Annotated in this window: 29 protein-coding genes; 25 read left to right on the plus strand and 4 right to left on the minus strand. The window is 60.3% G+C overall.

What is annotated here, in order from left to right; translation table 11 throughout:
* The first annotated feature begins 9 nt into the window (after positions 1-9).
* Entirely contained in the window at positions 10-2,241 is a 2,232-nt protein-coding gene (locus ACTQ4R_RS10655; RefSeq protein ID WP_441628508.1) for an S-layer homology domain-containing protein, read from the plus strand.
* A 97-nt stretch (positions 2,242-2,338) separates the two neighbouring features.
* Here ACTQ4R_RS10655 and ACTQ4R_RS10660 read toward each other — a convergent pair whose 3' ends face one another.
* On the minus strand, positions 2,339-3,568 hold the full coding sequence (locus tag ACTQ4R_RS10660; RefSeq protein ID WP_441628510.1) for a class I SAM-dependent rRNA methyltransferase: 1,230 nt from the start codon (positions 3,566-3,568) through the stop codon (positions 2,339-2,341).
* Positions 3,569-3,665: 97 nt separating this feature from the next.
* On the opposite strand from ACTQ4R_RS10660, the gene ACTQ4R_RS10665 reads away from it, so the two are divergent.
* Both ACTQ4R_RS10665 and rny read left to right on the plus strand, forming a co-directional pair.
* Complete coding sequence (locus ACTQ4R_RS10665; RefSeq protein WP_441628512.1) at positions 3,666-4,406, plus strand: N-acetylmuramoyl-L-alanine amidase; 741 nt, start codon at positions 3,666-3,668, stop codon at positions 4,404-4,406.
* A gap of 223 nt (positions 4,407-4,629) precedes the next feature.
* A complete protein-coding gene (rny, locus tag ACTQ4R_RS10670; protein WP_441628514.1) occupies positions 4,630-6,177 on the plus strand; it encodes a ribonuclease Y in 1,548 nt (515 codons plus the stop codon).
* Between the two features lie 46 nt (positions 6,178-6,223).
* Here the strand turns inward: rny and ACTQ4R_RS10675 are convergent, their stop codons facing one another.
* Together ACTQ4R_RS10675 and ACTQ4R_RS10680 are read right to left on the minus strand one after the other, a co-directional pair.
* Entirely contained in the window at positions 6,224-6,424 is a 201-nt protein-coding gene (locus ACTQ4R_RS10675; RefSeq protein WP_441628516.1) for a helix-turn-helix domain-containing protein, read from the minus strand.
* A gap of 25 nt (positions 6,425-6,449) precedes the next feature.
* Complete coding sequence (locus tag ACTQ4R_RS10680; RefSeq protein WP_441628518.1) at positions 6,450-6,590, minus strand: helix-turn-helix domain-containing protein; 141 nt, start codon at positions 6,588-6,590, stop codon at positions 6,450-6,452.
* Positions 6,591-6,706: 116 nt separating this feature from the next.
* On the opposite strand from ACTQ4R_RS10680, the gene ACTQ4R_RS10685 reads away from it, so the two are divergent.
* The gene (locus tag ACTQ4R_RS10685) at positions 6,707-6,868 is read left to right on the plus strand and encodes a hypothetical protein (protein ID WP_441628520.1); all 162 of its coding nucleotides are present in this window, start codon (positions 6,707-6,709) and stop codon (positions 6,866-6,868) included.
* Positions 6,869-6,900: 32 nt separating this feature from the next.
* Here the strand turns inward: ACTQ4R_RS10685 and ACTQ4R_RS10690 are convergent, their stop codons facing one another.
* Entirely contained in the window at positions 6,901-7,425 is a 525-nt protein-coding gene (locus ACTQ4R_RS10690; RefSeq protein ID WP_441628522.1) for a GNAT family N-acetyltransferase, read from the minus strand.
* A gap of 264 nt (positions 7,426-7,689) precedes the next feature.
* On the opposite strand from ACTQ4R_RS10690, the gene proS reads away from it, so the two are divergent.
* The 21 genes from proS (at position 7,690) to rpmD (ending at position 18,825) form a co-directional block, all read left to right on the plus strand.
* A complete protein-coding gene (gene proS / locus ACTQ4R_RS10695; protein WP_441628524.1) occupies positions 7,690-9,129 on the plus strand; it encodes a proline--tRNA ligase in 1,440 nt (479 codons plus the stop codon).
* A gap of 454 nt (positions 9,130-9,583) precedes the next feature.
* Positions 9,584-9,895, plus strand: coding sequence for a 30S ribosomal protein S10 (rpsJ, locus tag ACTQ4R_RS10700; RefSeq protein ID WP_235221213.1), 312 nt, complete (start codon positions 9,584-9,586; stop codon positions 9,893-9,895).
* Positions 9,896-10,032: 137 nt separating this feature from the next.
* Entirely contained in the window at positions 10,033-10,752 is a 720-nt protein-coding gene (gene rplC / locus ACTQ4R_RS10705) for a 50S ribosomal protein L3 (protein WP_441628526.1), read from the plus strand.
* Between the two features lie 18 nt (positions 10,753-10,770).
* Positions 10,771-11,394 (plus strand): 50S ribosomal protein L4, encoded by a 624-nt coding sequence (gene rplD / locus ACTQ4R_RS10710; RefSeq protein ID WP_441628528.1) that lies wholly within the window; start codon positions 10,771-10,773, stop codon positions 11,392-11,394.
* Positions 11,394-11,690: a 50S ribosomal protein L23 gene (gene rplW, locus ACTQ4R_RS10715; RefSeq protein ID WP_441628530.1), complete on the plus strand. Its 297-nt coding sequence runs from the start codon at positions 11,394-11,396 to the stop codon at positions 11,688-11,690. The genes rplD and rplW overlap by 1 nt, the downstream gene beginning before the upstream one ends.
* Positions 11,691-11,713: 23 nt before the next feature.
* Positions 11,714-12,547, plus strand: coding sequence for a 50S ribosomal protein L2 (rplB, locus tag ACTQ4R_RS10720; protein WP_441628531.1), 834 nt, complete (start codon positions 11,714-11,716; stop codon positions 12,545-12,547).
* 15 nt (positions 12,548-12,562) lie between these two features.
* Entirely contained in the window at positions 12,563-12,826 is a 264-nt protein-coding gene (gene rpsS / locus ACTQ4R_RS10725) for a 30S ribosomal protein S19 (RefSeq protein WP_235221218.1), read from the plus strand.
* A gap of 19 nt (positions 12,827-12,845) precedes the next feature.
* Positions 12,846-13,190 (plus strand): 50S ribosomal protein L22, encoded by a 345-nt coding sequence (gene rplV / locus ACTQ4R_RS10730; RefSeq protein WP_441628534.1) that lies wholly within the window; start codon positions 12,846-12,848, stop codon positions 13,188-13,190.
* An 18-nt stretch (positions 13,191-13,208) separates the two neighbouring features.
* On the plus strand, positions 13,209-14,090 hold the full coding sequence (gene rpsC / locus ACTQ4R_RS10735) for a 30S ribosomal protein S3 (RefSeq protein ID WP_441628536.1): 882 nt from the start codon (positions 13,209-13,211) through the stop codon (positions 14,088-14,090).
* Positions 14,090-14,512 (plus strand): 50S ribosomal protein L16, encoded by a 423-nt coding sequence (gene rplP / locus ACTQ4R_RS10740; protein WP_418724942.1) that lies wholly within the window; start codon positions 14,090-14,092, stop codon positions 14,510-14,512. Before rpsC ends, rplP begins: the two co-directional genes overlap by 1 nt.
* Positions 14,513-14,514: 2 nt before the next feature.
* The gene (rpmC, locus tag ACTQ4R_RS10745; protein WP_418724943.1) at positions 14,515-14,715 is read left to right on the plus strand and encodes a 50S ribosomal protein L29; all 201 of its coding nucleotides are present in this window, start codon (positions 14,515-14,517) and stop codon (positions 14,713-14,715) included.
* Between the two features lie 17 nt (positions 14,716-14,732).
* Positions 14,733-14,999, plus strand: coding sequence for a 30S ribosomal protein S17 (gene rpsQ / locus ACTQ4R_RS10750; protein ID WP_433413866.1), 267 nt, complete (start codon positions 14,733-14,735; stop codon positions 14,997-14,999).
* A gap of 14 nt (positions 15,000-15,013) precedes the next feature.
* On the plus strand, positions 15,014-15,382 hold the full coding sequence (rplN, locus tag ACTQ4R_RS10755) for a 50S ribosomal protein L14 (RefSeq protein ID WP_016321001.1): 369 nt from the start codon (positions 15,014-15,016) through the stop codon (positions 15,380-15,382).
* A gap of 13 nt (positions 15,383-15,395) precedes the next feature.
* The gene (gene rplX, locus ACTQ4R_RS10760; RefSeq protein ID WP_441628539.1) at positions 15,396-15,707 is read left to right on the plus strand and encodes a 50S ribosomal protein L24; all 312 of its coding nucleotides are present in this window, start codon (positions 15,396-15,398) and stop codon (positions 15,705-15,707) included.
* Positions 15,708-15,724: 17 nt separating this feature from the next.
* Positions 15,725-16,264, plus strand: a complete 540-nt coding sequence (rplE, locus tag ACTQ4R_RS10765; RefSeq protein WP_441628541.1) for a 50S ribosomal protein L5 — start codon at positions 15,725-15,727, stop codon at positions 16,262-16,264.
* A 14-nt stretch (positions 16,265-16,278) separates the two neighbouring features.
* Positions 16,279-16,464: a type Z 30S ribosomal protein S14 gene (locus tag ACTQ4R_RS10770; protein WP_326185740.1), complete on the plus strand. Its 186-nt coding sequence runs from the start codon at positions 16,279-16,281 to the stop codon at positions 16,462-16,464.
* A 309-nt stretch (positions 16,465-16,773) separates the two neighbouring features.
* Positions 16,774-17,172, plus strand: coding sequence for a 30S ribosomal protein S8 (gene rpsH / locus ACTQ4R_RS10775; RefSeq protein ID WP_325196020.1), 399 nt, complete (start codon positions 16,774-16,776; stop codon positions 17,170-17,172).
* A 16-nt stretch (positions 17,173-17,188) separates the two neighbouring features.
* Positions 17,189-17,734 carry a 50S ribosomal protein L6 gene (gene rplF / locus ACTQ4R_RS10780; RefSeq protein ID WP_441628544.1) on the plus strand — a complete coding sequence of 182 codons (546 nt, stop codon included), beginning with the start codon at positions 17,189-17,191 and terminating at the stop codon, positions 17,732-17,734.
* Positions 17,735-17,748: 14 nt separating this feature from the next.
* A complete protein-coding gene (rplR, locus tag ACTQ4R_RS10785; RefSeq protein WP_441628546.1) occupies positions 17,749-18,108 on the plus strand; it encodes a 50S ribosomal protein L18 in 360 nt (119 codons plus the stop codon).
* 20 nt (positions 18,109-18,128) lie between these two features.
* The gene (gene rpsE, locus ACTQ4R_RS10790) at positions 18,129-18,629 is read left to right on the plus strand and encodes a 30S ribosomal protein S5 (protein ID WP_441628548.1); all 501 of its coding nucleotides are present in this window, start codon (positions 18,129-18,131) and stop codon (positions 18,627-18,629) included.
* A gap of 13 nt (positions 18,630-18,642) precedes the next feature.
* A complete protein-coding gene (gene rpmD / locus ACTQ4R_RS10795) occupies positions 18,643-18,825 on the plus strand; it encodes a 50S ribosomal protein L30 (RefSeq protein ID WP_441628550.1) in 183 nt (60 codons plus the stop codon).
* Positions 18,826-18,836 lie beyond the last annotated feature (11 nt).

The raw sequence follows: 18,836 nt of genomic DNA on the forward strand, positions 1-18,836 counted from the left end.
AAGAGAACTATGAAAAAACGACTGTTGAGTTTGCTGCTGGCGGTGTGTCTGGCGGCGTCGGTGCTGGCGCTGCCGGTGTCGGCGGCGGAGACCGTCCGCTTTTCCGATGTCACGGACCGGGACACCGCCATGGCGGTGGAGTCCCTGCGCCTTCTGGGCGTGCTGGACGGCTACGGCGACGGCTCCTTCCGCCCCAATGCGGTACTGACCCGGGCCCAGTTCTGTAAAATGGCGGTGTACGCCATGGACGGCGAGAGCGAATTGGGCCTGTACCGCACCGTCACCGTGTTTCCGGATGTGAAGCCCTCCCACTGGGCGTCCGCCTATATCAACATGGCCGCCAAGGGCAAGGGCGTCATCGCCGGCTATGCCGACGGCCGCTTCCACCCGGAAAAAACCGTCACGGTGGGCCAGGCGGTGACCATTCTGCTGCGGCTTTTGGGCTATACGGATGAAAACGTGGGCGGCATCTGGCCCCACGGCTATATGGCCGTGGCCCAGACCATCGGCTTGACCGACGGCGTCAGCGGCGACGGCTATACCGCCCTGACCCGGGGCCAGGCTGCCCGGCTTTTCTTGAACCTGCTGCGCTCTGATATGCGGGAGGGCGGCAAATACCTGGACACCCTGGGCACCACCGTGCCCAACACTATGCTGGTGTCCGCCAGTGCCACCGGCCCCGATGGTAGGGACAACGCCCTCCAGACCGCCGGCGGCGAGGTGTACCAGCTGGCCTCCGGCAAGGCCTCCAACGGACTTTTGAACGGCTACAAGGGCACACTGCTGCTGAACAAATACGGCAAGGCCCTGACCTTTGTGCCTGACGCTTTGGGCAGCAGCCGCACCGTCATCCTCGCCAGCAAGACCGCCACCCAGATCGTGGATGCCGGCGGCGTCAAGTACACCCTCAAGGCCAGCACCCCCGCCTACTATAACGGGGAGGAGAGTGACTGGGGCGACGTGTACAGCTGGCTCCACGCCGGCATGAGCGTGACGCTGTACCTCAGCGAGGCGGGCAGCGTGGATTACGTGTTCGTGGGCGGCGGAACGGTCACCGCGGCGGTCATCGTGGACCAGGACCGCTCCGGCGCGGGCTTTGACAGCCTTACCGGCGGCATGACCGGCTACGCTATTTACAAAAACGGCGCGCCCGCCACCCTGGGCGACCTGCGCAAATACGACGTGGCGGTGTATTCCGCCGCGGAAAACGCTATCCGTGTCTGCGACACCCGGGTCACTGTCTACTATGAAAGCTGCTATCCCAACCCGGCGGAGCCCACCACCATCACCGTGCTGAACGGCACGGAGCTGACGGTGCTGCCCACCGCCATGGAGAGCCTCTCCGCCTTTAAGCCCGGCCAGCGGATGACGCTGCTGCTGACGGAGGACGGCCAGGTGGCCGGCGCCGTGGACACCGGCTCCGGCGCCAAGGGCAATGCTGTGGGCATCGTCAGCGGCGGCAAGGTGCAGCTGCTGTGCGGCACCGCCAAAATTTTGCTGGACGCCGGCGCCTCCGGGGAGTTGGAGGGCCAGCTGGTCCGCGTCTCCGCCGGCAGCAAGGGCAAGGTGGACCTGTCCCGCCTCAGCGGCGGCGCCTCCGGTGAGCTGAGCGTGTCCGGCCGGACCCTGGGCAAGACGCCCCTGGCGGACAACGTCATGGTGTTCCGGGACGGCGAGGACATCAGCCTCAGCCAGCTGACCCATGACCGCGTTGGCGCCGGCGACATCCGCTACGCCCGGACCAACTGGGCCGGCCAGGTGGACCTCATCGTCCTGGGCGGCTCCGAGAGCGGCACGGTGTATTACGGCGTGGCCGTGGTGAAGCGCAGCGAGTTCCAGGTGCAGGATGAAAACGGCAGGTATCCCGGCGATGATGGCTATGTGGTGACCACCAAGACCACCCAGACCATAGCGGTGGAATACGGCACGGGCCTGCGGACGGAGCCCATCCAAAACGCCTCCCTGGTAGCCAATGGTGCCTTTGTGGAGGCGCGGATCAAGGATGGCCGCATCACCAGCCTGGAAACGCTGACCAAGCTCTCCAACGTGCCCAACAGCGCCTGGAGCGGCAAGACCGCCGTCACCGTGGGCGGCCGGACCTACACGGTCCCCGAGGACGTGGCCTGCTACAACAGCGCCGCCAAGAGCTGGCTGACGCTGTCCCAGGCCCATGGCTACGCGGACACCGCCAACCTGTATGTCTCTGACGGCGTGGTCCGTGTCATTGAGGTCGGGAAGTAAGCGACTTTCGAAACAGCAAACAACCGGGAGGACGGCAGCTGCCGTCCTCCCGGTTGTTTTGGCAAAACCCTATACAAAACGGATTGTGTGTGCGAAATTATACGATTTGGAACAGATAGAACTTCAGATAATTCGTTTCATCCACGCCCCAGAGGATGGGGTGGTCGCAGCACTGCTGCCGGGCCTCGATCTGCCGCAGCTGCACGCCGGCGTCTTTGGCCGCGTCGTGGAGCATGGCCACGAATTTTTCCTCGGAGGCGAAGTGGGAGCAGGAGCAAGTGGCCAGGTATCCGCCCCGGGGCAGCAGCTGCATGGCCCGGTAGTTGATCTCCTTGTAGCCGGTCATGGCGTTTGCCACGGTCTTACGGCTTTTGGTGAAGGCCGGCGGGTCCAGGATGATGAAGTCGTATTGCACAGGCTCCTTTGCCAGCTGAGGCAGCAGGTCGAACACATTGGCGGCCACGCAGTCCATCACTCTGTCCAGCCCGTTGCGCGCCGCGTTGGCCCGGGCCATCTCCACGGCGGCTTCGGACACATCCACGGCGGTGACGTGTTTCGCCCCGCCACGGGCGGCGTTCAAGGCGAAGGAGCCGGTGTGGGTGAAGCAGTCCAGCACCGTCTTTCCCCGTGCCAGACGGGCCACGGCTCGGCGGTTGTACTTCTGGTCCAGGAAGAAGCCGGTCTTCTGGCCGTTTTCCACGTCCACCAGATAGCGGATGCCGTTTTCCGTGATCTCCACCACCGGGGAATCCGGCGCCGTCTCGCCGGGCAGGGGGAACCACCCCTTGTACTGGGCAAGGCCCTCCTTTTCCCGCAGGGCCACGTCGTTGCGCTCAAACACGCCCCGGACGGCTTGGCCGTCCTCCCGGAGGATGCGGACCAGCATGGGAAGCAGCATGCCTTTGATGGCCTCCATGCCCACGGACAGGATCTGCACGCTTAAAAGGTCGTGGAATTTGTCCACCGTCAAACCGGGGAAGGCGTCCGCCTCGCCGAAGATGATGCGGCAGGCGTCCAGGTCCTCCGGCTCCATGACGCTTTTGCGGTACTCCCAGGCCCAGCGGAGCTTTCGCTCCCAGAAAGCCTCGTCAAAGCGGTCGTTGGCGTTGCGGGAGAGGAGGCGGACGCGGATCTTGGACTGCTGGGACAAAAAGCCCGTGCCCAGATACCGGCCCTTTTTGCTCAAGACGTCCACCAGACCGCCGTTTTCCGGTGTGCCCTCCAGGGACAAAACCTCCGCGTCGTAGACCCAGGGGTGTCCCCGGAGGATGGCGGCTTCCGCCTTGGGGGTGACGGTGCATTTGGGATAGGTGCGCTCTGCTTTCATAAACAAGGTCCTTTCCGTCGGGAATGAGTTTTCGGAACAAGTCTATCACACTTTTTCCCGGATTGCCATATAAATAGGTGGGAAGGAGGGGTCTATCATGCCCATTATTTATCTGAGCCCGTCCACGCAGGACTGGAATATGTATGTCACCGGCAGCGGTTCCGAGGAGTACAACATGAACCTGCTGGCGGACGCCCTGGTCCCTTACCTCATGTCCAACGGCATCCGCTACAAGCGCAACAGCCCGTCCATGACCGCGGCCTCCTCCATCCGGGAGGCCAACACCGGCTGGTACGACCTGTACCTGGCCCTGCATTCCAACGCGGCACCGGAGGGACGGTACGGGGAGGAGCGGGGCATCATCGCCTTTTATTATCCCGGCAGCACCAAGGGCCGCCGGGCGGCGGAGCTCATTGCGGCGGAGCTGCGGAAGATCTATCCCCTGCCCAACCAGGTCACCACCCGGGCCACCACCTCCCTGGGAGAGGTGCGCCTGCCCCGGTTCCCGGCGGTGCTGGTGGAGATCGGCTATCACGACAATTACGAGGACGCCACCTGGCTGGAGGGACATATGGACGCCATTGCCCAGCAGCTGGCCCGGGCGCTGACGGAGTTTTTCGGTCTGCCCTTCATCTATCCCATCACGCCCATGGAGGGAACGGTGGAGGTCCGCTACGGCACGCTGAACCTGCGGGAGACGCCCTCCGCCTCCGGCACCGTCATCGCCAACCTCCCCGACGGCGCCGCCGTCACCATCTACGGCGAGTGGCAGGGGTGGTATGTGGTCCATTACGGAGAGCTGGTGGGGTACGCGGCAGCGGCGTATATTGACACATGACGCAGCGAGCCGCCGGAAAACGGGTGGGACATTCACCAGGTTTTGGTCAAATGTTCGGTTTTTCCTTGACAGAGTAACTGTAAATGATTAAACTAGAAAAGGATGATTATCGGCGGACAAAGGGGTGTCCTCCGATTGTTTTCTAGCCGTGCGGCCGCGCCGGCATTGCGGCGCGGTCTGCATATACAGCACCCATACCGAATATTAGGAGGTTGAACCAATCGTGACACAAGCCATCATTACCGGCGTTATTGCCCTGGTGATCGGCCTGGCGGTGGGCTTCCCTCTCGGTATTCGCTACCGGAAGAACGTATCTGAAAAGGAAATCTCCAGTGCCGAGGAAGAAGGCACCCGCATTATCAACGAGGCGATCAAGAGCGCGGAATCCAAGAAGCGCGAAGCCCTGCTGGAAGCAAAAGAAGAGATCCTGAAAAACCGCAGCGAGTATGAGAAGGAAGTAAAGGAACGCAGAGCCGATCTGCAGCGGCAGGAAAACCGCCTGCAGCAGAAGGAAGAGAACCTGGACCGCAAGACCGAGGCCATCGAGAAAAAAGAAGAGTCCCTGGCCCAGAAGCACGCGGCCATCGACAAGGAAAACGAAGAGATCAAGGTCATCAAGCGCAGCCAGACGGAAATGCTGGAGCGCATCTCCGGCTTCACCGCCGAGGAGGCCAAGCAGTATCTGATCTCCCAGGTGGAGTCCGAAGTAACTCACGAGACCGCCCTCAAGATCAAAGAGGTCGAGTCCCGCATGAAGGAAGAGTGTGAAGCCCGCGCCCGCGAGGTGGTGGCCCAGGCCATCCAGCGCTGCGCCGCGGACCAGGTGGCCGAAATGACCGTCAGCGTGGTTCCCCTGCCCAATGACGAGATGAAGGGCCGCATCATCGGCCGCGAGGGCCGCAACATCCGCACCATTGAGACGCTCACCGGTGTGGACCTCATTATCGATGACACGCCGGAGGCCATCACCGTTTCCTGCTTTGAGCCTGTCCGCCGGGAGATCGCCCGGCTGGCCCTGGAAAAGCTCATCGCCGACGGCCGCATCCACCCCACCCACATCGAGGAGATGGTGGAGAAGGCCCGCCGGGAGGTGGAGGCCACCATCAAGGCCGAGGGCGAGCGCGCCGTGTTCGAGTGCGGCGTCCGCAGCCTGCATCCCGAGATTGTAAAGATGCTGGGTCGCCTGCACTACCGCACCAGCTACGGCCAGAACGTCCTGCAGCACTCCATCGAGGTCAGCCATATCGCCGGCATGATGGCGGCGGAGCTGGGCGCCGATGTTCAGGCTGCCAAGCGGGCCGGCCTGCTCCATGACCTGGGCAAGTCCGTTGACCATGAGATGGAGGGCACCCATGTGGCCCTGGGCGTGGAATTCGCCCGGAAGTACAAGGAGCGGGAGGACATCATCCACGCCATCGAGGCCCACCACAACGATGTGGAGCCCCGCACCATCGTGGCCTGCCTCATCCAGGCGGCGGATGCCATTTCCGCGGCCCGGCCCGGCGCCCGCCGCGAGAACCTGGAGAACTACATCAAGCGCCTGGAGCAGCTGGAGACCATCACCGGCAGCCACCCCGGCGTGGAGAAGGCCTACGCCATCCAGGCCGGCCGCGAGGTCCGCGTCATGGTGAAGCCCGAGCAGGTCAGCGAAGACCAGATGGTCATTCTGGCCCGGGACCTGGCCAAGAAGATCGAGGAAGAGATGGAGTACCCCGGCCAGATCAAGGTCCACTTGATCCGGGAGACCAAGGTCGTCGAGTACGCCAAGTGAGCAAGCGCATAAAAAGACACGGAACGCACAGCGTTCCGTGTCTTTTTTACATGTCCAGCTTGATGATGTCGTTGGGTGTGCAGTTTAAAAGCTGGCAAATCGCCTCAATGTTTTCGTAGCGGATGGATGTGGTTTCGTTGTTGACCATTTTATTAAAATTCTGATAGCTCATGCCCAACTGCTTGTACAGCCAGTATTTTGTTTTGCCTTGCTGTTCCAGCAGCGGGAAAATATCTAACTTTGCCATATGATACCTTCTCATTATCTTCTTTTTACATCCAATCATTATTGTTGCAATAATTGTTCAGCTGGGTGCGCTGTAATTCCGCGCGGTGGCAGAGCTTGTTTTTACTGATGCCGGATTTTTTGATAAGTTCGTCCAGCTGGATGACAATTGTACCGAAATTTTCCATAGACAATCCCTCAATCACGCAGGTATCGTTCTTGACAGGTATAGTCTAAAATGGTTAGAAGGGGTTTATAAGATGTAATATATTACAGTTGATTTCTTACAGGTGGGTATATGGATATGGATTACCAAAAGCTGTACCACATCCTGTTCAACGTCGTCACGGATTCCCTGGAAAGCATGGCGGCGCAGAATTTCGGACAGGCTGCCGCCTGCCTGCGGCAGGCCCAGCAGACCTGCGAGGAGCTTTACATAGAGGGGGAGGAGGACCCCGCCCAATAAGAAACGAGCGCTGGAAAACCAGCGCTCGTTTCTTATGCCTGTACATGCTCCAGGTAATCGGACATAGTGATACGGTAGCGGAACAGCCGCTCGTCCCGGTGCTCGCAGCTGAAGCCGCAGGCACGGACGGCACGGATGGAGCGGGTGTTTCCGGCGTAGACCCGGGCGAGGACCTGCCTGGCCCGCCAGTCAAAAAAGGCGGTGGACAGGGCGGTGCGGATGGCGGCCTCCCCGTAGCCGTTGCCCCAGAGGGCTTCCTCGCCGATGACGTACACGATCTCATAGGCGCCGGGAGAGGAGGAGAGGACTTTCAGCTTCACAAAGCCGATGGCGGAGCCGTCCGGAACGCATACCATGAAAAACCGGCCCCACTGGTTGAACTGGAACGTCAGCATGGGCGCCGGTACCGTGACAAGGACCCGCCGCAGGGTTTGGACCACGTCCGCCTCCTCATGGAGATACCGGGTGACCTGGGGATTGCCCATCCACCGGATGAGGGCCTTTACGTCCTGGGGATTGATTTCCGCACGCAAAAAAATAGAAGCGGCTTTCTTCATATCGCTTACCTCACAGTAAAAATACTTAAAAGCCCTTCTATGCATACCGCATCAACGGTTCTTTTATATGAAATTATCATTAGTATACCGGAACAGGCGGGAAATGTCAAGCTGAGGGACGTATTTATGCTCCAAAGAGGAAACTTGCGGGGCAACCCGGCGGCGAACAGTTGACAATTCTTCCCGGAATGGATACAATAAGAATCCAGTGAAAACCACGCCAAGGGATACATTATATAATATAGATGCAAAGGATTTGAGACTATGGCACAGGATAAAAGACAGGTAGACGCCATCACCGCACGGGACGCTGATTTCGCCCAGTGGTATACGGACGTCTGCAAAAAGGCGGAGCTCATCGACTACACCTCCGTCAAGGGCATGTTCATCTACCGCCCCTATGGCTACGCCATCTGGGAGAACATCCAGAAGGAGCTGGACCGGCGGTTCAAGGAGACCGGCCATGAGAACGTGTATCTGCCCGTTCTGATCCCCGAGTCCCTGCTGCAGAAGGAAAAGGACCACGTGGAGGGCTTTGCCCCCGAGTGCGCCTGGGTCACCATGGGCGGCAGTGAAAAGCTGGAGGACCGCCTGTGTGTCCGCCCCACCTCCGAGACCTTGTTCTGCGAGCACTACGCCAACATCATTCACTCCTGGCGGGACCTGCCCAAGAAGTACAACCAGTGGTGTTCCGTCCTGCGGTGGGAAAAGACCTCCCGCCCCTTCCTGCGCCACCGGGAATTCCTGTGGCAGGAGGGCCACACCATGCACGCCACCGAGGAAGAGGCCCGGGAAGAGACCATGCAGATGCTGAACATCTACGCCGACTTCATGGAGAACTATCTGGCCATGCCCGTTATCCGGGGCCGCAAGACCGAGAAGGAGAAGTTCAAGGGCGCTGAGGAGACCTACACCGTGGAGTGCATGATGCACGACCACAAGGCCCTCCAGGCCGGCACCAGCCACTATTTCGGCGACGGCTTCGCCAAGGCCTTCGACATCACCTTTACCGGCAAGGACAACCAGCTCCACCATCCCCATCAGACCTCCTGGGGCGTGTCCACCCGCATGATCGGCGGCATCATCATGACCCACGGCGATGACAACGGCCTGGTGCTGCCTCCCCGGGTGGCGCCCATCCAGGCGGTGGTCATCCCCGTGGCCCAGCACAAGCCCGGCGTCCTGGACGCTGCCGCCGCCCTGCGGGACCGTCTGAGTGCCGCTGGCATCCGCAGCAAGATGGACGATTCTGACAACTCTCCCGGCTGGAAGTTCGCGGAGTATGAGATGAAGGGCGTGCCCCTGCGGGTGGAGATCGGCCCCAAGGACATGGAGAAGGAGCAGTGTGTCATCGCCCGCCGGGATACCGGCGAGAAGGTGTCCGTGCCCCTCGCCCAGCTGGAGGAGAAGGTCAAGGAGCTGCTGGACGCTGTCCATGACAATATGTACGCCATGGCCCTCCGGAACCGGGAGGAGAACACCTTCGACATCAAGACCCCCGAGGAGGCCAAGGCCATCGCCGAGGGCAAGGGCGGCTTCCTGCGGTCCAAGTGGTGCGGCAGCCTGGAGTGCGAGCTGGCCATGAAGGAGCGGGCCGGCGTCAGTTCCCGCTGCATGCCTCTCAGCCAGTCCGGCACCGAGGGCGTGTGCCCTGTGTGCGGCAAGAAGTGCACCACGGATATTTACTGGGGCGTCGCTTATTGATCCGGAAAGCTCCCTTTTCGCGAAAAAAGCGGGAGTTTGGCGGATTTTGGGCGTGTCCGCCGCGGGCGCATGCCTGTGTTCGGAACGCCAAAAAAATCTTCAGAATTTCATGAAAAACAGAGAAAATCCTCTTGACATCAAGAGGATTTTCTTTTATTATAAAGAAGCTGTGCGGCAGGGTGAACCTTGCCCATGGTACTGCGATGAACCGGGAGATTGCTCCGAGAGGAGGTAACTTCCGGGGAGTATGTCCGATAATCGGGCGGCTGAGAAGGATCTGTACGTTGCGTAGATCGCCACGCCATGATCATGGTACCGGCCGGAAGGGTGACCTTGCGCCGGTATTTTTCATGAGCGGGAATGATACGCACGGATAAGCGTATAGAAAAATCTCTCGCCGTACGTCGTCGAGACTCCGCGACAAAACTACGTACGAATTCAGGAGGAAACAACCATGGCACAGAAAGAAATGATCCGCATCCGGCTGAAGGCCTATGACCACCAGGTGATCGACCAGAGCGCTGAGAAGATCGTCGAGACCGCCAAGCGCACCGGCGCTGAGGTGTCCGGCCCCATCCCTCTGCCCACCAAGAAGGAAGTCGTCACCATCCTGCGCGCCGTCCATAAGTACAAGGACAGCCGCGAGCAGTTCGAGCGCCGCACCCACAAGCGTCTGATCGACATCACCAAGTCCACTCCCAAGACCGTCGAGGCTCTGATGGCCCTGGAGCTGCCCGCTGGTGTGGAGATCGAGATCAAGCTGTAATCCCCCGCACACATTAAAAAGTTTGCTGTCCATGTCCGCTGTCTTGCGAAGCGGACGGGTCATGTCGGCAGAGCAATGCCACGGAAACCCAAACGTGTGTATCTAAGCCGACCAATAACCTTTAAGGAGGAACATACATGAAAGCAATCATCGGCAAAAAAGTGGGCATGTCTCAGATTTTTGACGAGAACGGCCATGTGATCCCCGTCACTGTCATCGAGGCGGGTCCCTGCGTGGTCACTCAGAAGAAGACTTCCGAGAAGGAAGGCTATGAGGCTGTCCAGCTGGGCTTTGAGGACGTTGCGGAGCGCAAGCTCAGCAAGCCCGAGATGGGCCACCTGAACAAGGCCGGCGTGTCTCCCAAGAAGCACCTGCGCGAATTCAACCTGGAAAATGCCGCCGAGCTGAACGTGGGCGACATCGTCAAGGCTGACACCTTCAAGGTCGGCGACTTCGTCGACATCACCGGCACCAGCAAGGGCCACGGCTACGCTGGCGTCATCAAGCGCTGGGGCGCTCAGCGCACCCCCACCACCCACGGCGGCGGTCCCGTGCACCGTCACGCCGGCTCCATGGGCTCTTCCACCGATCCCTCCCGCATCTTCAAGGGTAAGATCGGCGCCGGCCACATGGGTGTTGACCAGGTCACTGTCCAGAACCTGTCCGTTGTGAAGGTGGATCCCGAGCTGAACATGCTGGTTGTCTGCGGCGCCGTTCCCGGCCCCAAGGGCGGTCTGGTCACCATCAAGAGCACTGTGAAGGTCCACAAGGTCAAGCAGGCTGGTGCCGACATCAGCAAGAACCCGCAGAAGGCTTCCGGCCGCAACCCGCAGAAGGCCTCTGCCAGAAACCGCTAAGAAAGGGGTGTTTCAGTAATGTCTACCATGAAAGTTTTGAACATGGCCGGCGCAGAAGTCGGCACTGTGGAACTGTGCGACGCCATCTTTGGCATCGAGCCCAACGAAGTCGTCGTCCACGAGGTCGTCAAGAACCACCTCGCCAACTGCAGACAGGGCACCCAGAGCGCCTTGACCCGCGCCGAAGTTTCCGGCGGCGGCAAGAAGCCCTGGCGCCAGAAGGGCACCGGCCACGCTCGCCAGGGTTCCACCCGCGCTCCCCAGTGGACCCACGGCGGCATCGTGTTCGCACCCAAGCCCCGTGATTACAGCTATGTGCTGAACAAGAAGGTCAAGCGCCTGGCTCTGAAGTCTGTCCTGTCCGCCAAGGCGGCCGAGGGTAAGCTGGTCGTGATCGACGCCATCAAGATGGACGCCATCAAGACCGCCGACTTCCGCAAGTTCCTGACCGCCGTCCAGGTGGAGGGCAAGGCCGTTGTGGTCACTCCCGCTGTGGACGAGATCGTGGTCAAGAGCGCCCGCAACATCCCCGGCGTGCTGACTACCCCCGCCACCAACCTGAACGTCTATGACATCATCAACGCTCAGTACCTGGTCGTGGATCAGACCGCCCTCGCAAAAATCGAGGAGGTGTACGCATAATGGCTACCGCATACGACATCATTATCCGTCCCATCATCACCGAGCGTGCTATGGCCGGCGCTGCCGACAAGAAGTACGTGTTCGAGGTTGCTAAGACTGCCGGCAAGATCGAGATCAAGAAGGCCGTCGAGGAGATCTTCGGCGTGAAGGTCGCTTCCGTCAACACTGTGACGGTGCCCGGCAAGGAAAAGCGCATGGGCGCCGGCCGTCCCGGCATGACCAAGACCTGGAAGAAGGCCTATGTCCAGCTGGCGGCTGATTCCAAGACCATCGAGTTCTTCGAAGGCATGGTCTGATAACGGAAGGAGAGTAAAGCGATATGTCTATCAAAACTTTTAAGCCGACGACTCCCTCCAGACGTCAGATGACGGTCTCCGGTTTCGACGGCATCGACAAGAAGGCCAAGCCCGAGCCCAGCCTGACCGAGCCTCTGAAGAAGAGCTCCGGCCGCAACAGCTATGGCCGCATCACCGTCCGTCATCGCGGCGGCGGCAACAAGCGCAAGTACCGCGTCATCGACTTCAAGCGGGACAAGATCGGCTCCGCCGTGGTCCTGCGCCTGGAGTATGACCCCAATCGCAGCGCCAACATCGCCCTCATCGAGTATGAGGACGGCGAGAAGCGCTACATCCTGGCTCCCGTCGGTCTGAAGGCCGGCCACAAGATCATGACCGGTCCCGAGGCCGATATTCTGCCCGGCAACGCGCTGCCCCTGGCCAACATCCCCGTTGGTACTGTGATCCACAACATCGAGCTGCATCCCGGCAACGGCGCCCAGCTGGTCCGCGCCGCCGGCACCGCCGCTCAGCTGATGGCCAAGGAAGGCACGGACGCTCAGATCCGTATGCCCTCCGGCGAGGTCCGCATCGTGCGCACCAACTGCTACGCCACCATCGGCCAGGTGGGCAACATCGAGCACGAGAACATCAACATCGGCAAGGCCGGTCGTAAGCGCCACATGGGTTGGCGTCCCACCGTCCGCGGCTCTGTCATGAACCCCAATGACCACCCCCACGGCGGCGGCGAGGGCCGCGCTCCTGTCGGCCGTCCCGGCCCTGTCACTCCTTGGGGCAAGCCCGCTATGGGTTACAAGACCCGCAAGGGCAAGAATCCCACCAACAAGTTCATCGTGAAGCGTCGCAACGAGAAGTAAGGGAGGCAAGTTAATATGAGCAGATCCATTAAAAAAGGCCCGTATGTTGCCCCTGAGCTTCTGAAGCGGGTCGAGGAAATGAACGCCAAGAACGAGAAGAAGGTTCTGAAGACCTGGAGCCGCAGCTCCACCATCTTCCCCGCCTTCGTCGGTCACACCATCGCTGTCCACGACGGCCGCAAGCACGTGCCCGTCTATGTCCAGGAGGACATGGTCGGCCACAAGCTGGGTGAGTTCGCGCCCACCCGCACCTTCCGCGGCCACCGCAAGGATAACTAAGTAAAGGAGGATGCAGAACATGGAAAAGAAAGTTGCTAAAGCGTATCTGCGCTATGTCCGCATTTCTCCCCGCAAGGTCCAGATCGTCTGCGATCTGATCCGCGGCAAGGACGCCGGCACCGCCATGGCGATCCTGATGCAGACCCCCAAGTCCGCCTCTGAGCCTCTGATGAAGCTCCTCAAGAGCGCGGTCGCCAACGCCGAGAACAACTTCGGCATGGACCCCGCCAAGCTGGTGGTGTCCGAGGTGTTCGCCACGCCCGGCCCCATTCTGAAGCGGATGATGCCCCGGGCTCAGGGCCGCGCCTATCGTATCAACAAGCGCACTTCTCACGTCACCCTGGCTGTGACGGAAAAGGCATAAGAGGGAGGAGAACAGTTTATGGGACAGAAAGTTAATCCCCACGGCCTGCGCGTGGGCGTCATCAAAGACTGGGATTCCCGTTGGTATGCCAGTGATGAGAAGGTCGGCGATCTGATCGTCGAGGATCAGAAGATCCGCAAGTATCTGAAGAAGACCCTGTACGGTGCCGGCGTTCCCAAGATCGAGATCGAGCGCAGCAGCGATGTGGTCACCATTTATCTTCACTGCGCCCGTCCCGGTGTGGTCATCGGCAAGGGCGGCGAGCAGATCGAGCAGTATCGTCTGGCCGTGGAGAAGATGATCGGCAAGAAGGTGAAGCTGAACATCGTCGAGGTGAAGAACCCCGACATGAACGCTCAGCTGGTGGCTGAGAACATCGCTCAGCAGCTGGAGAAGCGTATCTCCCACCGCCGTGCCATGAAGAACGCCATGGCCCGTGCCATGCGCGCCGGCGCCAAGGGCATCAAGACCTGCTGCTCCGGCCGTCTGGGCGGCCGCGAGATCGCCGGTGTTGAGCATTATCACGAGGGCACCATCCCCCTGCAGACCATCCGCGCCGACATCGAGTACGGCTTCGCGGAGGCTGCCACCACCTTCGGCCGCATCGGCGTGAAGGTGTGGATCTACAAGGGCGAGGTCCTCTCTCAGACCCTGCGCACCACCCCCCGCACCATGGACACCTCCAAGCCCTACCAGGAGCGTCGTGAGCGTCGTCCCCGCCGTGATGGCGACCGCCGCCAGGGCGGCTTCAACCGCGGCGGCCAGGGCGGTTTCAACCGCGACCGCCAGAACGGCGGCTTCAACCGCGGCGGCCAGGGCCGTCCTCAGGGCGGTTTCAACCGCAACAACACCCGTCCGGCTGCCCCCGCAGCCCCTGCTAAGGAAGGAGGAGCGCAGTAATGCTTCTGCCGAAGAGAGTTAAGTATCGCCGCATGCAGCGCGGCCGTATGACCGGCAAGGCCACCCGCGGCAACACCGTCGCCTATGGCGAGTGGGGCCTGGTGGCTGAGGAGCCCGGCTGGATCAAGAGCAATCAGATCGAGGCCGCTCGTATCGCCATGACCCGTTACACCAAGCGTGGCGGCCAGGTCTGGATCAAGATCTTCCCCGATAAGTCCGTTACCATGAGAGCCGCCGACTCCCGTATGGGTTCCGGTAAAGGTAACCCCGAGTACTGGGTTGCCGTTGTGAAGCCCGGCCGTGTCATGTTCGAGATCGCCGGCGTGTCCGAAGAAGTTGCCCGCGAGGCGCTTCGTCTGGCCAGCCACAAGCTGCCCATCAAGACGAAGATCATCGCCCGCACCGAGGAAGCAGGTGAGTAAAGATGAAGGCAAGTGAAATTCGTAAGATGACCCCTGAGCAGCTGAATGAGAAGCTGGCAGGCTTGAAGAAGGACCTGTTCTATCTGCGTATGCAGCATGCTACCAATCAGCTGGACAATCCCCTGAAGATCCGGGAGACCAAGCACGACATTGCCCGCATCAAGACCGTGCTGGCGGAACTCTCCGCTTCTGACAAGCAGTGAGAAGGAGGTAAGCGAAGATGAACGAAGAGATGAGAACTTCCTCCCGCAAGACCCGGGTCGGTAAGGTCGTTTCTGACAAGATGGACAAGACCGTGGTCGTCGCCATCGAGGACCGCGTCGCCCATCCCCTGTATAAGAAGATCGTCGGCCGTACCTACAAGCTGAAGGCTCATGACGAGCAGAACGCCTGCGGTATCGGCGATAAGGTCAAGGTGATGGAGACCCGCCCCCTGTCCAAGGACAAGCGTTGGCGCGTGGTCGAGATCATTGAAAAAGCGAAGTAAGGAGGTGCCGAGTTATGATTCAGCAGGAAACTTTTCTGAAGGTTGCCGATAATACCGGCGCCAAGGAGATCAAGTGCATCCGCGTTTTGGGCGGTTCCAAGCGTAAGTTCGGCAACATCGGTGATGTGATCGTGGCCTCTGTCCGCAAGTCCACTCCCGGTGGCACCGTGAAGAAGGGTGAGGTCGTCAAGGCCGTCATCGTCCGCAGCGCCAAGGGCGTCCGTCGTGCCGACGGCACCTATGTCCGCTTCGATGACAACGCCGCCGTCCTGATCAAGGACGACAAGAACCCCAGAGGTACCCGTATCTTTGGGCCTGTGGCTCGCGAGCTGCGCGACAAGGATTACATGAAGATCCTGTCCCTCGCCCCCGAAGTGATTTGAGGAGGGCAGCGAAATGGCTATGAATATCAAGAAGGGCGATACCGTTGTCGTCCTGTCCGGTAAGGACAAGGGTAAGCAGGGCAAGGTGCTGGGCACCGTCCCCGGCTCCCTGAAGGTCGTTGTGGAGGGCATCAACATGGTGACCTGCCACGTCAAGCCCCGCCGTCAGGGCGAGGAGGGCGGCATCGTCAAGCGCGAGGCTGCCATCGCCAGCTGCAAGGTGCAGGTCGTCTGCCCCAAGTGCGGCAAGGGCACCCGCATCGCCCACAAGGTCGAGGGCGACAAGAAGACCCGCGTGTGCAAGCACTGCGGCGCTGAGCTGTAAGAAAGGAGCGAGAACAAATGGCTAGACTGAAAGAAAAGTACACCGCCGAAGTCGCTCCCGCTCTGATGAAGCAGTTCGGCTACAAGAGCGTCATGCAGATCCCCAAGATCGACAAGGTCGTCGTGAACGTGGGCTGCGGCGAGGCTCGTGAGAACGCGAAGGTGCTGGAGAACGTTGTGGGCGACCTCAGCAAGATCACCGGCCAGAAGCCCATCATCACCCGGGCCCGCAAGTCCATCGCCAACTTTAAGTTGCGCGAGGATATGCCCATCGGCGCCAAGGTCACCCTGCGGGGCGACAAGATGTGGGAGTTCCTGGACCGTCTGTTCAACGTGGCTCTGCCCCGTGTCCGCGATTTCCAGGGCATCAACCCCAACTCCTTTGATGGCCGCGGCAACTACGCCCTGGGCATCAAGGAGCAGCTGATCTTCCCCGAGATCGAGTACGACAAGATCGACAAGATCCGCGGTATGGATGTGGTCATCTGCACCACCGCGCACACCGATGAAGAGGCCCGCGCCCTGCTCCAGCAGGTCGGCGCTCCCTTCGCCCGCTAAGGAGGAAGAGAAGAATGGCTAAGAAATCTATGATCCTGAAGCAGCAGGGCCCCGCCAAGTACTCCACTCGGAAGTACAACCGCTGCAAGCTCTGCGGCCGTCCCCACGCTTACCTGCGTGATTACGGCGTGTGCCGTATCTGCTTCCGGGAGCTGGCCTATAAGGGCGAGATCCCCGGCGTGCGCAAGGCCTCTTTCTGAGAAAAAAACTGAATTGGCGCGGCGAAAAACCTTGACGAACCTCGGTTCTTCTGGTACGCTAAATTAGTGGGGCATTTTTTCGGAAATGTGCCCACTGCGCCATGTTCAGATTTGTTTTCCCGGGGAATCGAGCCTGGCACAATTCCATTTTTGTAACCAGGGCCTGTGATATGGGGGCCTGGCGATATACGGATGGCGAAAGGTCATGACCAATTGGGCACCATGCGCGAGCAGACTGCTCCATTGGCCATGATACCTCGCTGCCGGAGCGGTCAAATGACCGCAACTCTAAAAATAGGAGGATTTACCATGCATATCACCGATCCTGTTGCGGATATGCTCACCCGCATCCGCAACGCCAACAGTGCGAAGCACGACACCGTTGATGTTCCCGCCTCCAACATGAAGAAGAGCATCGCTCAGATCCTGCTGGATGAGGGCTACATCAAGAACTTCCAGATCGTGGATGATGGCACCCAGGGTGTCATTCACATCACGCTGAAGTACAACGCTGGCAAGGAAAAGGTCATCACTGGCCTGCGCCGCGTTTCCAAGCCCGGCCTGCGCGTCTATGTGGGCGCCGATGAGCTGCCCCGCGTGCTGCGTGGCCTGGGTATCGCAATCATCTCTACGTCCAAGGGCGTCATGACCGACAAGAAGGCTCGCGAGCTGCATGTCGGCGGCGAGGTCCTGGCATTCGTCTGGTAAGGAGGGCAAACGAACAATGTCTAGAATTGGCAGAATGCCCATTACCGTTCCCACCGGCGTCACCGTTTCCATTGCCGAGGGTAATGTGGTTACCGTTAAGGGACCCAAGGGCGAGCTGCAGTGCGCGCTGCGCCCCGAGATGATCATTAAGCAGGAAGGCAGCACGATCACCGTTGAGCGTCCTTCCGACGACAAGCTGCACCGCAGCCTCCACGGCCTGACCCGCACTCTGCTCCACAACATGATCGTCGGTGTGACCGACGGCTTCAAGAAGGAGCTGGAGGTCAACGGCGTCGGTTACCGTGTGGCCAAGGAGGGCAAGAACCTGGTCATGAACCTGGGCTTCTCTCACCAGGTGATCGTTCCTGAGATCGAGGGCATCACCATCGATGTCCCCGCTCCCAATAAAATCGTTATCAACGGATGTGACAAGCAGGCTGTCGGCCAGTTCGCTGCCGAGGTCCGCGAGAAGCGTCCTCCCGAGCCTTATAAGGGCAAGGGCATCAAGTATGCCGACGAAGTGATCCGTCGCAAGGTCGGCAAGACCGGCGCTAAGAAGTAAGGAGGTGTGCCGATATGATTAAGAGACCCAATACCAACGCTCAGCGCCTCAAGCGCCATAAGCGTGTCCGCGCCAAGATCTCCGGCACCCCCGAGATGCCGCGTCTGAATGTGTTCCGCAGCGAAGCCAACATCTACGCCCAGGTCATCGATGATGTCAACGGCGTGACCCTGGTTTCCGCTTCCTCTCTGGATAAGGCCATCGAAGGTTACGGCGGCAACGTTGCCGCTGCCACCGCTGTTGGCAAGCTGGTCGCTGAGCGCGCCCTGGCCAAGGGTATCGAGAACGTGGTCTTCGACCGCGGCGGTTACCTGTATCACGGCCGTGTGCAGGCTCTGGCCGAGGGTGCCCGTGAGGGCGGCTTGAAGTTTTAATCGGAGGGAGGAACAACAAAATGCCTAGATTTGAAAGAGAACAGAGCGAGTATATCGAGAAAGTTGTGTCCTTGAACCGTGTTTCCAAGACCGTCAAGGGCGGCCGCGTGATGAAATTCTCTGCCCTGGTCGTCGTTGGCGACGGTAAGGGCAAGGTCGGCTATGGCCTGGGCAAGGCCGCTGAGGTCCCCGAGGCTATCCGCAAGGGCATCGAAGCCGCCAAGAAGAACATGATCACCGTGACCCTGTCCGGCACCACCATTCCCCACGAGACCATCGGTGTGGCCGGCGCCGGCCGCGTGCTGATGAAGCCCGCTGCTCCCGGTACCGGTGTTATCGCCGGCGGCGCTGTCCGTGCCGTCGTCGAGGCCGCAGGCATCAAGGATATCCGCTCCAAGTGCCTGCGTTCCAACAACCCCAACAACGTTGTCGCCGCCGCTTTCCAGGGCCTCAAGAGCATGCGTGGTCCTGAGGAAGTCGCCCGCATCCGCGGTAAGAGCGTCGAAGAGATCGTGGGTTAAGGAGGCGCTGAACATGGCAAACTTGAATATTAAGCTCGTCAAGAGCCTGAATGGCCGCCTGGAAAAGCAGGTTGCCACCGCTCATTCCCTGGGTCTGCGTAAGATCGGTGATGTCACCGTGCAGCCCGACAACGACCAGACCCGCGGCAAGATCGCCAAGATCGGCTTCATGCTGCAGGTCACTGAAGTGAAGTAAGGAGGCACGGA

This window comes from Dysosmobacter sp. Sow4_B12 (genome assembly GCF_052116665.1).
Taxonomy (GTDB): Bacteria; Bacillota; Clostridia; order Oscillospirales; family Oscillospiraceae; genus Oscillibacter.

What these genes read in the sequence shown, in the direction of transcription:
- ACTQ4R_RS10690 (WP_441628522.1), bottom strand. Translation starts at nt 7,425, where the DNA reads ATGAAGAAAGCCGCTTCTATTTTTTTGCGTGCGGAAATCAATCCCCAG.
- rplX (WP_441628539.1), top strand. Translation starts at nt 15,396, where the DNA reads ATGGCTATGAATATCAAGAAGGGCGATACCGTTGTCGTCCTGTCCGGT.
- rpsS (WP_235221218.1), top strand. Translation starts at nt 12,563, where the DNA reads ATGAGCAGATCCATTAAAAAAGGCCCGTATGTTGCCCCTGAGCTTCTG.
- rpsJ (WP_235221213.1), top strand. Translation starts at nt 9,584, where the DNA reads ATGGCACAGAAAGAAATGATCCGCATCCGGCTGAAGGCCTATGACCAC.
- rpsE (WP_441628548.1), top strand. Translation starts at nt 18,129, where the DNA reads ATGCCTAGATTTGAAAGAGAACAGAGCGAGTATATCGAGAAAGTTGTG.
- ACTQ4R_RS10685 (WP_441628520.1), top strand. Translation starts at nt 6,707, where the DNA reads ATGGATTACCAAAAGCTGTACCACATCCTGTTCAACGTCGTCACGGAT.
- rplB (WP_441628531.1), top strand. Translation starts at nt 11,714, where the DNA reads ATGTCTATCAAAACTTTTAAGCCGACGACTCCCTCCAGACGTCAGATG.
- rplN (WP_016321001.1), top strand. Translation starts at nt 15,014, where the DNA reads ATGATTCAGCAGGAAACTTTTCTGAAGGTTGCCGATAATACCGGCGCC.
- rpsQ (WP_433413866.1), top strand. Translation starts at nt 14,733, where the DNA reads ATGAACGAAGAGATGAGAACTTCCTCCCGCAAGACCCGGGTCGGTAAG.
- rplV (WP_441628534.1), top strand. Translation starts at nt 12,846, where the DNA reads ATGGAAAAGAAAGTTGCTAAAGCGTATCTGCGCTATGTCCGCATTTCT.
- rplC (WP_441628526.1), top strand. Translation starts at nt 10,033, where the DNA reads ATGAAAGCAATCATCGGCAAAAAAGTGGGCATGTCTCAGATTTTTGAC.
- ACTQ4R_RS10675 (WP_441628516.1), bottom strand. Translation starts at nt 6,424, where the DNA reads ATGGCAAAGTTAGATATTTTCCCGCTGCTGGAACAGCAAGGCAAAACA.
- rplP (WP_418724942.1), top strand. Translation starts at nt 14,090, where the DNA reads ATGCTTCTGCCGAAGAGAGTTAAGTATCGCCGCATGCAGCGCGGCCGT.
- rpmD (WP_441628550.1), top strand. Translation starts at nt 18,643, where the DNA reads ATGGCAAACTTGAATATTAAGCTCGTCAAGAGCCTGAATGGCCGCCTG.
- ACTQ4R_RS10655 (WP_441628508.1), top strand. Translation starts at nt 10, where the DNA reads ATGAAAAAACGACTGTTGAGTTTGCTGCTGGCGGTGTGTCTGGCGGCG.
- ACTQ4R_RS10770 (WP_326185740.1), top strand. Translation starts at nt 16,279, where the DNA reads ATGGCTAAGAAATCTATGATCCTGAAGCAGCAGGGCCCCGCCAAGTAC.
- rplD (WP_441628528.1), top strand. Translation starts at nt 10,771, where the DNA reads ATGTCTACCATGAAAGTTTTGAACATGGCCGGCGCAGAAGTCGGCACT.
- rplW (WP_441628530.1), top strand. Translation starts at nt 11,394, where the DNA reads ATGGCTACCGCATACGACATCATTATCCGTCCCATCATCACCGAGCGT.
- rplR (WP_441628546.1), top strand. Translation starts at nt 17,749, where the DNA reads ATGATTAAGAGACCCAATACCAACGCTCAGCGCCTCAAGCGCCATAAG.
- ACTQ4R_RS10660 (WP_441628510.1), bottom strand. Translation starts at nt 3,568, where the DNA reads ATGAAAGCAGAGCGCACCTATCCCAAATGCACCGTCACCCCCAAGGCG.
- ACTQ4R_RS10665 (WP_441628512.1), top strand. Translation starts at nt 3,666, where the DNA reads ATGCCCATTATTTATCTGAGCCCGTCCACGCAGGACTGGAATATGTAT.
- proS (WP_441628524.1), top strand. Translation starts at nt 7,690, where the DNA reads ATGGCACAGGATAAAAGACAGGTAGACGCCATCACCGCACGGGACGCT.
- rpsC (WP_441628536.1), top strand. Translation starts at nt 13,209, where the DNA reads ATGGGACAGAAAGTTAATCCCCACGGCCTGCGCGTGGGCGTCATCAAA.
- ACTQ4R_RS10680 (WP_441628518.1), bottom strand. Translation starts at nt 6,590, where the DNA reads ATGGAAAATTTCGGTACAATTGTCATCCAGCTGGACGAACTTATCAAA.
- rplF (WP_441628544.1), top strand. Translation starts at nt 17,189, where the DNA reads ATGTCTAGAATTGGCAGAATGCCCATTACCGTTCCCACCGGCGTCACC.
- rpmC (WP_418724943.1), top strand. Translation starts at nt 14,515, where the DNA reads ATGAAGGCAAGTGAAATTCGTAAGATGACCCCTGAGCAGCTGAATGAG.
- rplE (WP_441628541.1), top strand. Translation starts at nt 15,725, where the DNA reads ATGGCTAGACTGAAAGAAAAGTACACCGCCGAAGTCGCTCCCGCTCTG.
- rpsH (WP_325196020.1), top strand. Translation starts at nt 16,774, where the DNA reads ATGCATATCACCGATCCTGTTGCGGATATGCTCACCCGCATCCGCAAC.